Annotated in this window: 8 protein-coding genes and 1 tRNA gene; 8 read left to right on the forward strand and 1 reads right to left on the reverse strand. The window is 36.8% G+C overall.

Annotated elements, in window-relative coordinates; all coding sequences use genetic code 11:
* From Q0828_RS22370 to Q0828_RS22395, 6 genes are all read left to right on the forward strand, one after another.
* A partial coding sequence (locus Q0828_RS22370; RefSeq protein WP_298426929.1) for a Calx-beta domain-containing protein occupies nucleotides 1–6,534 on the forward strand: 6,534 nt, incomplete at its 5' end.
* A gap of 72 nt (nucleotides 6,535–6,606) precedes the next feature.
* Nucleotides 6,607–7,542: a type IX secretion system membrane protein PorP/SprF gene (locus Q0828_RS22375; RefSeq protein WP_298426932.1), complete on the forward strand. Its 936-nt coding sequence runs from the start codon at nucleotides 6,607–6,609 to the stop codon at nucleotides 7,540–7,542.
* Nucleotides 7,543–7,554: 12 nt separating this feature from the next.
* Complete coding sequence (locus Q0828_RS22380) at nucleotides 7,555–9,498, forward strand: OmpA family protein (RefSeq protein ID WP_298426934.1); 1,944 nt, start codon at nucleotides 7,555–7,557, stop codon at nucleotides 9,496–9,498.
* Nucleotides 9,499–10,149: 651 nt separating this feature from the next.
* Nucleotides 10,150–10,674, forward strand: coding sequence for an isopentenyl-diphosphate Delta-isomerase (gene idi / locus Q0828_RS22385; RefSeq protein ID WP_298426936.1), 525 nt, complete (start codon nucleotides 10,150–10,152; stop codon nucleotides 10,672–10,674).
* Between the two features lie 86 nt (nucleotides 10,675–10,760).
* Nucleotides 10,761–11,171: a 6-carboxytetrahydropterin synthase gene (locus tag Q0828_RS22390; RefSeq protein ID WP_298426939.1), complete on the forward strand. Its 411-nt coding sequence runs from the start codon at nucleotides 10,761–10,763 to the stop codon at nucleotides 11,169–11,171.
* 1 nt (nucleotide 11,172) lies between these two features.
* Nucleotides 11,173–12,147 (forward strand): type I phosphomannose isomerase catalytic subunit, encoded by a 975-nt coding sequence (locus Q0828_RS22395; protein ID WP_298426942.1) that lies wholly within the window; start codon nucleotides 11,173–11,175, stop codon nucleotides 12,145–12,147.
* A gap of 186 nt (nucleotides 12,148–12,333) precedes the next feature.
* On the opposite strand, the gene Q0828_RS22400 is transcribed toward Q0828_RS22395, so the two are convergent.
* Entirely contained in the window at nucleotides 12,334–12,708 is a 375-nt protein-coding gene (locus Q0828_RS22400; protein WP_298426945.1) for a hypothetical protein, read from the reverse strand.
* Between the two features lie 456 nt (nucleotides 12,709–13,164).
* Between Q0828_RS22400 and Q0828_RS22405 the strand changes: the two genes are divergently transcribed.
* The gene (locus tag Q0828_RS22405) at nucleotides 13,165–13,431 is read left to right on the forward strand and encodes a hypothetical protein (RefSeq protein ID WP_298426948.1); all 267 of its coding nucleotides are present in this window, start codon (nucleotides 13,165–13,167) and stop codon (nucleotides 13,429–13,431) included.
* 57 nt (nucleotides 13,432–13,488) lie between these two features.
* Nucleotides 13,489–13,562 (forward strand) — tRNA-Thr (locus Q0828_RS22410).
* Nucleotides 13,563–13,737 lie beyond the last annotated feature (175 nt).

A 13,737-nucleotide genomic window follows, 5' to 3' on the forward strand; every position in this document is an offset into this window, starting at 1 on the left:
GCAAGTGTACCAGTAAGCATTGACAATCCAAGTAGTGTAGCTACAGTGGTATCAATTACTACGGTAGACAACAGTGCGACAGATCCAGCTGATTATACAAGCACAACGGTTACCGCTACGATTCCAGCAGGACAGACAGTGGTAAATGTTAATATTCCAATTACGGATGATACAACAGGTGAACCTACAGAAGACTTTACCGTGACTGGAACGGTGGCAAGTGGGAACACTTCTAACGCATCAGATACTGGAACGGTAACAATCACAGATAATGATTTACCATCAATAGTAATCGGAGATGTAACAGTAACTGAGTCAGATGGAACAGCAAGTGTACCAGTAAGTATTGACAATCCAAGTAGTGTAGCTACAGTGGTATCAATTACTACGGTAGACAACAGTGCGACAGATCCAGCTGATTATACAAGTACAACGGTTACTGCTACGATTCCAGCAGGACAGACAGTGGTAAATGTTAATATTCCAATTACGGATGATACAACAGGTGAACCAACAGAAGACTTTACCGTGACTGGAACGGTGGCAAGTGGGAACACTTCTAATGCATCAGATACTGGAACGGTAACAATTACAGATACCAATACTGCTCCAGCAATAACAATCGGAGATGTAACCGTAGATGAGACAGATGGAAGCGCAAGTGTGCCAGTAAGTATTGATACGCCAAGTAGTGTTGATACGGTTGTAAATATCACTACTGTAGATAATACTGCGACAGATCCAAATGATTATACAAGCACTACGGTCACTGTAACAATTCCAGCAGGACAAACGACTGTGAATGTATCAATTCCAATTACGGATGATACAACAGGTGAACCAACGGAGGACTTTACGGTAACAGGAACAGTTACAAGTGGCAACACAAGTAACAATTCAGATAGTGGAACAGTAACGATCAACGATAATGATATACCGTCAATTGTAATAGGAGATGTAACGGTAGATGAAGGAGTTGGGACTGCAAGTGTACCAGTAAGTATAAGTAATCCAAGTAATGTAGATACAGTAGTAAGTATCACAACTACTACAGGAACAGCTGGAACAGCTGATTATACAGAAACTACAGAAACTGCAACGATTCCAGCAGGACAGACAACGGTGAGTATTGGTATTCCAATCTTAGAAGATGGAATAGATGAGCCATCGGAAGACTTTACAGTCAACGGAACGGTTACAAGTGGTAATACATCAAACACTGACCCAAGTGGTACGGTAACAATTACAGACAACGATGGTCTACCAATGCTAACAGTTGGAGATGTAACAGTAGATGAAGCTGATGGAAGTGCAAGTGTACCAGTAACGTTAGATACGCCAAGTAGTGTTGATACGGTTGTAAATATCACTACTGTAGATAATAGTGCGACAGATCCAAACGATTATACAACAACAACAACTACGGTAACAATTCCAGCAGGACAAACGACTGTGAATGTATCAATTCCAATTACGGATGATACTATTGGAGAACCTACTGAAGACTTTGTAGTTAATGGAACAGTTATTAATGGAAACACTTCAAACACTAGTGATAGTGGAACGGTAACGATCACAGATAATGATTGTTACGATATGGTTGATAGTGATGGAGATGGCTTAACTGATTGTGAAGAAATTACAGGATTAGATAACCCAATGACACCATTATCACCACCAAACGATGATGATGGACCAACGAGTAATCCAAACGATCCATGTGATCCAATCTCAACAAGTTCATTAGTAGATAGTGACGGAGATGGCTTAACAGATTGTGAGGAAACAACAGGAATGGACAATCCAAACACACCATTATCACCACCAAACGATGATGATGGACCAACAAGTAATCCAAACGATCCATGTGATCCAATTTCAACGAGTTCATTAGTAGATAGTGACGGAGATGGCTTAACAGATTGTGAGGAAATCACAGGAATGGACAATCCGAATACACCATTATCACCACCAAACGATGATGATGGACCGACGAGTAATCCAAATTATCCATGTGACCCAATCTCCACAAGTTCATTAGTAGATAGTGACGGAGACGGATTAACAGATTGTGAGGAGATAACAGGAATGGACAATCCGAATACACCATTATCACCACCAAGCGATGATGATGGACCAACAAGTAATCCAAACGATCCATGTGATCCAATTTCAACGAGTTCATTAGTAGATAGTGACGGAGATGGCTTAACAGATTGTGAGGAGACGACAGGAATGGACAATCCAAACACACCATTATCGCCACCAAATGATGATGATGGCCCAACGAGTAATCCAAACGATCCATGTGATCCAATCTCGACAAGTTCATTAGTGGATAGTGACGGAGATGGCTTAACAGATTGTGAGGAGATAACAGGAATGGACAATCCGAATACACCATTATCACCACCAAGCGATGATGATGGACCAACAAGTAATCCAAACGATCCATGTGATCCAATTTCAACGAGTTCATTAGTAGATAGTGACGGAGATGGCTTAACTGATTGTGAGGAGACGACAGGTATGGACAATCCAAACACACCATTATCGCCACCAAATGATGATGATGGCCCAACGAGTAATCCAAACGATCCATGTGATCCAATCTCGACAAGTTCATTAGTGGATAGTGACGGAGATGGCTTAACAGATTGTGAGGAGATAACAGGAATGGACAATCCGAATACACCATTATCACCACCAAACGATGATGATGGCCCAACGAGTAATCCAAACGATCCATGTGATCCAATCTCAACGAGTTCATTAGTAGATAGTGACGGAGATGGCTTAACAGATTGTGAGGAAACAACAGGAATGGACAATCCAAACACACCATTATCACCACCAAATGATGATGATGGACCAACAAGTAATCCAAACGATCCATGTGATCCAATCTCGACAAGTTCATTAGTAGATAGTGATGGAGATGGCTTAACAGATTGTGAGGAAACGACAGGAATGGACAATCCAAACACACCATTATCACCACCAAACGATGATGATGGCCCAACGAGTAATCCAAACGATCCATGTGATCCAATCTCAACGAGTTCATTAGTAGATAGTGACGGAGATGGCTTAACAGATTGTGAGGAGACGACAGGAATGGACAATCCAAACACACCATTATCACCACCAAATGATGATGATGGACCAACGAGTAATCCAAATGATCCATGTGACCCAATCTCCACAAGTTCATTAGTAGATAGTGACGGAGACGGATTAACAGATTGTGAGGAGATAACAGGAATGGACAATCCGAATACACCATTATCACCACCAAACGATGATGATGGACCGACGAGTAATCCAAACGATCCATGTGATCCAATCTCAACAAGTTCATTAGTTGATAGTGATGGAGATGGCTTAACAGATTGTGAGGAAACAACAGGAATGGACAATCCAAACACACCATTATCACCACCAAATGATGATGATGGACCAACGAGTAATCCAAATGATCCATGTGATCCAATCTCAACAAGTTCATTAGTTGATAGTGATGGAGATGGCTTAACAGATTGTGAGGAGACGACAGGAATGGACAATCCAAACACACCATTATCACCACCAAATGATGATGATGGACCGACGAGTAATCCAAACGATCCATGTGATCCAATTTCAACGAGTTCATTAGTAGATAGTGACGGAGATGGCTTAACTGATTGTGAGGAGACGACAGGAATGGACAATCCAAACACACCATTATCGCCACCAAATGATGATGATGGACCAACAAGTAATCCAAACGATCCATGTGATCCAATTTCAACGAGTTCATTAGTCGATAGTGATGGAGATGGCTTAACAGATTGTGAGGAAACGACAGGTATGGACAATCCAAACACACCAACTGTACCAACTGGACCAAGTAATCCAAATGATCCGTGTGATCCAATCGGAATCAATACAACTGATACTGATGGAGATGGGCTTACAGATTGTGAAGAAACAACAGGAATTGATGATCCAAACACACCATTATCACCACCAAATGATGATGATGGACCAACGAGTAATCCAAATGATCCATGTGATCCAATCTCAACAAGTTCATTAGTAGATAGTGACGGAGATGGCTTAACAGATTGTGAGGAGACGACTGGTATGGACAATCCAAACACACCATTATCACCACCAAATGATGATGATGGACCAACGAGTAATCCAAACGATCCATGTGATCCAATCTCAACAAGTTCATTAGTTGATAGTGACGGAGATGGCTTAACAGATTGTGAGGAAATCACAGGAATGGACAATCCGAATACACCATTATCACCACCAAACGATGATGATGGACCGACGAGTAATCCAAATGATCCATGTGACCCAATCTCCACAAGTTCATTAGTAGATAGTGACGGAGACGGATTAACAGATTGTGAGGAGATAACAGGAATGGACAATCCAAACACACCAACTGTACCAACTGGACCAAGTAATCCAAATGATCCGTGTGATCCAATCGGAATCAATACAACTGATACTGATGGAGATGGACTTACAGATTGTGAAGAAACAACAGGAATTGATGATCCAAGTACACCATTATCACCACCAAACGATGATGATGGACCGACGAGTGATCCAAACGATCCATGTGATCCAATCTCGACAAGTTCATTAGTAGATAGTGACGGAGATGGCTTAACAGATTGTGAGGAGATAACAGGAATGGACAATCCAAACACACCAACTGTACCAACTGGACCAAGTAATCCAAATGATCCGTGTGATCCAATCGGAATCAATACAACTGATACTGATGGAGATGGACTTACAGATTGTGAAGAAACAACAGGAATTGATGATCCAAGTACACCATTATCACCACCAAACGATGATGATGGACCGACGAGTGATCCAAACGATCCATGTGATCCAATCTCGACAAGTTCATTAGTAGATAGTGACGGAGATGGCTTAACAGATTGTGAGGAGATAACAGGAATGGACAATCCAAACACACCAACTGTACCAACTGGACCAAGTAATCCAAATGATCCGTGTGATCCAATCGGAATTAATACAACTGATACTGATGGAGATGGCTTAACAGATTGTGAAGAAACAACAGGAATTGACGATCCAAGTACACCATTAATTCCAAGTGACTTTGGTGTGGTACCGGGAAGTCCAAGTGATCCAAATGATCCATGTGATCCAGCAGGAATCAACACAGTTGATAGTGACGGAGACGGATTAACGGATTGTGAAGAGACAACTGGAGTTGACGATCCAAGTACACCATTAATTCCAAGTGACTTTGGTGTGGTACCAGGAAGTCCAAGTGATCCGAATGATCCATGTGATCCAGCAGGAATTAACACAGTCGATAGTGATGGAGACGGATTAACAGATTGTGAAGAAATAACAGGAATCGATGATCCGAGTACACCAACTGTACCTACAGGACCGAGTGACCCAAGTGATCCATGTGATCCGAATCCAGGCGCAGATCCTGATGGAGATTGTGATGGTGATGGAATACCAAACGGAGTAGAAGGAGATCAAGATACGGATGGTGACGGAATTCCAGATCTATTAGATATTGATAGTGATAATGATGGTATTATTGATACGGTCGAAGCCGGACCAAACCCAGAAACACCTGTTGATACTGACGGAGATATGATTCCAGATTATCTAGATCAAGACAGTGATGATGATGGTATCTTAGATAACGTTGAAGCACAAACAACTGATGGATATGTTCCTCCAAGTGGAATGGATGTTGATGGAAATGGATTAGATGATGCCTATGAAGTAACACCAGGTTCAGGAGAAGGAATTGATCCTGTAAATACAGATGGAACAGATAATCCTGATTATATTGACACAGATAGTGATAACGATGGAGCGTTAGATATTGTAGAAGGTCATGACTATGATGGAGATGGAATTCCTGATGTAATGCCAAGTGGAATTGATATTGATAATGACGGTGTCGATGATGCATATGATGGAGATACTTCAGGATATAATGATCCAAATGGAGCCGCTGTAGATGATCCAACAGATGATTTACCTGATACAGATGGAACAGAAGATCAAGATTATCGTGATACAGATGATGATGGTGATGGAGTTCCAACCGAAGACGAAAACCCTGATCCAAATGGAGATGGAGATAACAGTGATGCTACAGATGCAAATGCAAATGGAACGCCAGATTATCTAGAACCAAACAACGTATCACCTTCAACAGATGATCTTGAAATCTTCAATGCAGTAACGCCTAACGGAGATGGAGATAATGATGTGTTCACAATCAGAAACATTGAATTGTTCCCAGACAATCAAGTTAGAATTTACAACAGATGGGGAGTATTAGTATACGAAACAAAAGGATATGGACAAAACGGAAACTACTTCCGTGGAGTATCTAACGGTAGAGTTACAATACAACAGAATAAATTATTACCAGTAGGAACATATTACTACGTTGTTGACTATGTAGCCAACGGAGTTAATAAGAGTAGAGCAGGTTACTTATACATACAACGATAAAATTGATAAGCAAACACACTATTTCGATAGTGTGTTTGCTATAAATAATAAACAAAAACATAGCATACTATAATGAGAAATAAAATCATCATCATCATAGGAGTATTGAGTATCATACTTTCACTAGAAATGCATGGACAACAGGACGCTCAGTACACGCAATACATGTACAATACCATAAGTATCAATCCAGCCTATGCAGGTTCAAGAGGAGTATTTAGTATGGCAGGATTGCATCGTTCACAATGGGTGGGTTTAGAAGGAGCACCAACAACGCAAACACTAAACTTGCATACACCAATTGGGACAAAAGGGAAAGTCGGACTAGGGTTCTCAATCGTAAATGACAAACTCGGTCCAACAGATGAAACGTACTTCGATATTGATTTCTCATATACAGTTAACACTTCTGAAAATGGAAAACTTTCCTTTGGTATAAAAGCTGGTGGACACTTATTAGATGTATGTTTTGATTGTTTAAATCAATACAATCCTGAAGATGTATTATTACAAAGCAATATTGATAACAAATTTTCACCAAACATAGGAGCCGGAATATATTATAGAAACTCTGAAAAATGGTACGTAGGACTATCTGCACCAAACTTATTAGAAACAAAACATTTTGATGAATCGTCACTGTCAACTGCAAAAGAGCGAATCAATCTATACCTAATCGGTGGATATGTATTTGATATGAGCGATAGTGTAAAATTCAAACCAGCAGTACTATTCAAAGCTGTGTCTGGAGCGCCTTTACAGGCAGATTTATCAGCAAACTTTTTAATCAATGACAAACTAACTTTAGGAGCAGCCTATCGTTGGAGTGCAGCCTTTAGTGGACTTGTCGGATTGCAACTATCAGACAGTTTTATGGTTGGATTTGCCTATGATCGTGAAACAACCGAACTTGGAAATACACAATTCAATGACGGTTCGTATGAAGTATTCTTACGTTTCGAACTATTCAATAACCGCGACAAAATAATCTCACCAAGATTCTTCTAAAAACCAACAATGATGACTCGAAAAAAATATATACTATACACACTGTTAAGTTTATTCGTTCTTGTAGGTTATGCACAAGAAAAAGAACTTGAAAAAGCAGATGAAAACTATAATAAATACGCTTTCATCAACGCAATAGAAATCTATGAGAAAGTTGCAGAAGAAGGACATAAATCAAAAGAACTCTTTGAGAAACTAGGGAATGCTTACTATTTCAATGCTGATTTGGTAAACGCTTCCAAATGGTATAGAGAACTCTTTCAACTCGGAGAAGAAATAGAACCAGAATACTATTTCCGTTATGCGCAAGCATTAAAATCTGAAAAGCGTTATGCAGAATCAGATAAAAAAATGCAAGAATTTAATAAGCTAACTGAGAGTGATTTACGCGGAACAAAATTTATAAAAACACGAAACTATTTAGATGAAATAGCGGAACAATCAGGGCGTTTTCGTATAGAAAATCTAAGTGTAAATTCACCATATTCAGACTTTGCACCATCATTCTATGAAGATAACTTAGTATTCTCTTCTGCAAGAGATACTGGAGTTGCTTTACGTTACAAGCATAAATGGAATGCACGCCCATTCTTAGACTTATACGGAGCAGAAGTTGCCGACAATGGAAGTTTAGCCAATGTTGATAAATTTTCAGGAAAGCTAAATACAAAATATCACGAATCTACCTCTGTCTTTACAAAAGATGGAAATACGATGTATTTTACACGTAACAACTATTACAAAGGAAAATACAAAAAAGACAAAAAAGGAATTAATAAACTAAAAATCTTCAGAGCGCAACGTGATGGTGATCGTTGGATAAATATTGAAGAATTACCATTTAACAGTAACAATTACTCTGTAGCGCATCCTGCGTTAAGTGTAGATGAGAAAAAACTATATTTTGCTTCAGATATGCCAGGAAGTTATGGAATGTCTGATTTATATGTTGTAGATATCAATGACGATGGAACATTTGGGAAACCAAAAAATCTTGGTAAAACAATTAATACGGAAGGGCGAGAAAACTTCCCATTCATCAGCGAGAAAAATGAATTCTATTTTGCATCTGACGGACATGTTGGTTTAGGTGGATTGGATATTTTTGTGATGAATCTTGAAATAGAAGATAGTGAAATATTCAATGTTGGAGAACCTGTAAACAGCTCTATGGACGATTTTACATTCATCATCAATAGTACAACCAAAAAAGGATACTTTGCATCCAATAGAGATGGCGGACAAGGTGATGATGATATCTATTCATTCATTCAAATGAAAGAAATTCAATGGACATGTGAGCAAGAAATTGCAGGTGTCGTGAAAGATGAAAAAACAAATGAAATCATTGCAGGAGCAAACGTAAAACTATTTGATAAAGACAACAAAGAATTAGAAAATACCTATAGTGAAATAGATGGTAAATTCAGATTTAAAAGACTACTTGACTGTGATGAAGTATACTTTGTAAGAGCTTCTAAAAAAGATTACAACTCTGCAGAAGCTTTATTACCAAAACAAGAAGAAAAAGGACTAAGAGAAGTAACACTATTGCTTGAAAAAGAAGAAATTCCTTTTGAAGTTGGAGATGATTTAGCCAAAATCTTAAACATCCCAATCATTTACTTTGACTTTGATAAATCGAATATTCGTCCTGACGCTGCTGCAGAATTAGAAAAAGTAGTAACGGTGATGAAACAATATCCAACACTAAAAATCGACGTACGTTCACATACCGACAGTCGTGGAGGAGATGCGTACAACATGCGATTATCACAACGTAGAAATCAATCAACACGAGATTACATCATTTCAAGAGGAATTGACGCCAGCAGACTTATTGGAGCTGGTTACGGAGAAACACGTCATGTAAACAAATGTAGTAATGGTGTAAAATGTTCTGAAGAAGAACACCAACTCAACAGGCGTAGTGAATTTATTGTTACAGAAAGATAAAACAAAAAACCTCCGATTTTAGCGGAGGTTTTTTTATTTAAATGAGTTTCAAAATAGAAGGTTTTCATACCTTTAACTCAATCAGTTGTATTACAAAGATCACTATAGCAAATACCAAGACACGATTTAGCTATAGTCAAAGTTATTTTTTTACCTCCTGTTATTTCATTAGACTTAAAATTTGAAACAGCTCTTTTGTTTAATTGCAATGAATTTAAATGTTGTTTTTTCATAATAAAAGTTTTAAAAATTAATTACGATAAAACTAGACCAAAACAATATTTTTGAAATCATACAGAATGTAGTATTTCTGTAAAAAACGCGTTATTCAATAACTCAAATTGACATCTAAACATAAGTTCACTAGCAATTAATGATAAAAAAACCGCACTACAATTAATTGTTGGCAATGTATAACAGAATGGAAAAATGAAGCATAAATTTAGAAAAGCTAAAATTTTTTTTTGCTTCAAAAAAGTAATGCTTTAGGCTTACTAATATGAAAAATACTTCCGTTTTTTAATTAAAAAACAAATCAACTATTAGTTCATACGAGTATTCTAATAACTTATGTTAATTTTACCTTAAAATAGCAAATAATAATTATCAGCACCGAAAGCTATTTCGTAAATTTGCTTTTCGACAAAAAATATGGCAAAAGAAAACGTAATCTTAGTAAATGAAAATGATGAGCAAATCGGTTTAATGGAAAAAATCGAAGCGCATGAAAAAGCACTCTTACACAGAGCATTTTCAGTATTTATTCTTAACAATAAAGGCGAACTCATGCTGCAACAGCGCGCCTTACACAAATATCATTCCCCTGGTTTATGGACAAATACATGTTGTAGTCACCAACGTGATGGCGAAAGTAACATAAGTGCAGGTAAACGAAGGTTGCAAGAAGAAATGGGTTTTGTTACCGATCTTGCGGAAGCAGTATCGTTCATATACAAAGCTCCATTTGATAACGGTCTTACCGAACATGAATACGATCATGTAATGATAGGAACCTACAATGAAGCTCCCGAAATCAACCCTGATGAAGTAGCCGATTGGAAATGGATGGAAGTGCAAGCGGTAAAAGATGATATTGGAGAAAATCCAGATCAATACACAGCTTGGTTCAAAATAATATTTGACAAATTTTACCAACACATAAAAGTTGATAAATGAAATGAGCATGTTAAAAGATTTATCACTAAAGACGATGATTATTAGCGAACAGCATGTGACCAATAAAAAACAAATACTATAAACACATGAAAGTTACCGTAAGTAGAAAAGCACATTTCAATGCTGCACACAGATTATATCGACCAGATTGGGATGATGTAAAAAATAATGAAGTCTTTGGCAAATGTAACAACCCTAACTTTCATGGACACAATTACGAAATGATTGTAAGTGTCACTGGAAAAATTGATCCAGAAACAGGATATGTAATGGACGTAAAAGTGCTCAAAGATTTGATAAAATCAGAAGTAGAAGATGCTTTCGATCATAAAAATTTAAACTTAGATGTTCCAGAATTCAAAAATCTAAATCCTACTGCAGAAAACATAGTAGTAGTAATTTGGAATAAACTTAGAAAACACATTTCTTTAGCACTAGATCTAGAAGTTGTGTTATATGAAACACCAAGGAACTTCGTAAAATACACAGGAGAATAATATGAAATTACATCCGTTAAAATTTAGTCCAATATTCAAAGAACGCATTTGGGGAGGAAACAAATTGCAAACTATGTTGCAAAAAAACAGCCAAGGTGATGCAATTGGTGAAAGTTGGGAAATATCGGACGTAAAAGGCGATCCTTCAGTAGTTGCTACAGGTAAATTACAAGGGAAAACACTACAAGAACTTAGCGAAACTTTTCAAGCAGCATTACTAGGAGAAAAAGTATACAATGCATTCGGTACTAAATTTCCACTATTAATCAAATACATTGACGCTAAGAGCGATTTATCCATTCAAGTACATCCAAATGATGCCTTGGCAAAAAAACGTCATGATTCGTTCGGAAAAACGGAAATGTGGTATGTAATGCAGGCAGATGAAGGTGCAGAACTCATAGTTGGTTTCAATCAAGAAGTTACCAAAGAAGACTATCAAAAACATGTAGATAACAATACACTTACGAATATTCTTAACTTTGAAAAAGTAGAAAAAGGAGATGTGTATTTTTTGCCTACTGGCAGAATTCACGCCATTGGTGGTGGAATCGTATTAGCAGAAATTCAACAAACTTCAGATATCACGTATCGTATATTCGATTGGAATAGAGTAGATGCAGAAGGAAATTCCCGTGAATTACATACAGCATTAGCGCTTGATGCGATCGATTATACACTACATAAAAACTACAAAGAAGAATATACCTCAGAAGTAAACAAAACATCTACCATAGTTGATTGTCCATACTTTACAACTAACTTATTACCATTACAAGGAGAAATAACGTTAAATCATGACGACAAAGATTCATTTGTCATATACATGTGTGTGAAAGGAAACGTTTCATTTCAAACAGAAGATTATCAAGAAACACTTTCATTTGGTGAAACATTGCTATTACCAGCTTCCATTAAAAATGCAACTGTAATTGCGGAAGAAGCTTCAGAACTTCTAGAAGTATATATAAAGTAGATTTTAGATCACTTCGTAACTCAATAGTCACTTCGAGTGAATTTGTGAAACAAATTTGTATAAAGAAGTATTATGGAATTATATATAAAATGCTAAATCTTAAAATGAAAAGCATTTCTTTTTATAATCCAACAATCCCAAGTCACACACAACTTGGGAATCTTATCTCTAAAAAGTTAGGTTAACCTAAGAAACCTTTCGAATTGGTTGTTTGTGCAAAGGAAAACCAAACAAAGCACTACAAATAACTTCTTCGGTCTTTGATTTCTTCTTTGTTTTCGTCACCATAATTCGAACTTTAAGCGTTTTTTCGTCTTGTTGGATCAATTGTGCCTGAATCGTTAAATTATCGTTTAAACGAGCGCTTTTGTTCATTTGAAACGTATATTCAACAATATTTGGAACATCGTGAAGATAAAATTCTCTAATTGGATATGTGGCTACTACTTGAATCTTATCAAATAGTATATGTGGATGTAAAAATCCGTTGGCATTAGTTACTTTCTTCGTAACTAAAAATTGAATGTTTGTTTGTATAATATTTTGTGCTAAAGTGTTCATAATTTTAAAATTTTAGTGATGTAACAAAAGTGGTATCGGTTCAGAAAGTGTATACGAATTAAAAAATCTCGAATAGGGATTCGTAATTAGGTTCATTTTTGTGATCATCTTTTGGAATCTTGACATACATTTCATAATAAATGGATTTAAAAAATTAATTGTTTAAAAATAAAAAAGGTGCTTTGTAAAAAGCACCTTATAAGTTTATGATATAGATATAGAATTGTTAACTAATACTTACGTTGATGCTTAGGGTACGAGCGTTTCATATACGACACAGGAATACAAATCATAACACGTTGGGTTTTCGTATTGCGATTCATAAATTGACGATATAACTGTACTAAAGCATTCATAGTTTAAAACTAGATAAATAAATTGAAACTAAATAACATTTGTGCTATTTATAACAAATTATATACCATTTTAGTTTAAATTTGCAAAAAATTATAAATCATGTCAAATAAAAGAGATTTAAAAAAGGACTTAAACTACGTTTTTGGAGATATTATTGATGCTGCCTTATTGTGGCAAATCGCGAACCCAGGAGAAGATGTTGCAAAAAGCGAAGCAATCATTGACGAATCTATCAAAAGTTTTGATGAATTGATTGCAGAAGTAAATAAAAGAGGTGTTGAAAACACAAAAGCACACTTCAAAGGAATCAGACAAACACTAGAGACAAAAGCGACTGATTTGGTAACAAAAATCAATAGTCTGTAAAAAAATAAAAAAAAGGTTTGCAAAAAATAAAAAGGTTTTTATATTTGCAACCGCTTTGCCGATGTAGCTCAGCTGGCTAGAGCAGCTGATTTGTAATCAGCAGGTCGTGGGTTCGAGTCCCTCCATCGGCTCAAAGTGAAAAGCTCCTTGTAAAAGGAGCTTTTTTTATGCCTAAAAATTAAGCTTATAATAACGTGTTAAGTGTTGATAATCAGGAGTCAATAATAAATGACAACTCTTTCTCTGAAGCTATTAAGCATCAAAAAATCATATATAGGATAAATAGTTGTTTAATTCAAAGTTGAC

It is taken from the genome of uncultured Kordia sp. (assembly GCF_947496985.1).
Classification (GTDB): Bacteria; Bacteroidota; Bacteroidia; order Flavobacteriales; family Flavobacteriaceae; genus Kordia.

What these genes read in the sequence shown, in the direction of transcription:
- Q0828_RS22375 (WP_298426932.1), top strand. Translation starts at nt 6,607, where the DNA reads ATGAGAAATAAAATCATCATCATCATAGGAGTATTGAGTATCATACTT.
- Q0828_RS22380 (WP_298426934.1), top strand. Translation starts at nt 7,555, where the DNA reads ATGACTCGAAAAAAATATATACTATACACACTGTTAAGTTTATTCGTT.
- idi (WP_298426936.1), top strand. Translation starts at nt 10,150, where the DNA reads ATGGCAAAAGAAAACGTAATCTTAGTAAATGAAAATGATGAGCAAATC.
- Q0828_RS22390 (WP_298426939.1), top strand. Translation starts at nt 10,761, where the DNA reads ATGAAAGTTACCGTAAGTAGAAAAGCACATTTCAATGCTGCACACAGA.
- Q0828_RS22395 (WP_298426942.1), top strand. Translation starts at nt 11,173, where the DNA reads ATGAAATTACATCCGTTAAAATTTAGTCCAATATTCAAAGAACGCATT.
- Q0828_RS22400 (WP_298426945.1), bottom strand. Translation starts at nt 12,708, where the DNA reads ATGAACACTTTAGCACAAAATATTATACAAACAAACATTCAATTTTTA.
- Q0828_RS22405 (WP_298426948.1), top strand. Translation starts at nt 13,165, where the DNA reads ATGTCAAATAAAAGAGATTTAAAAAAGGACTTAAACTACGTTTTTGGA.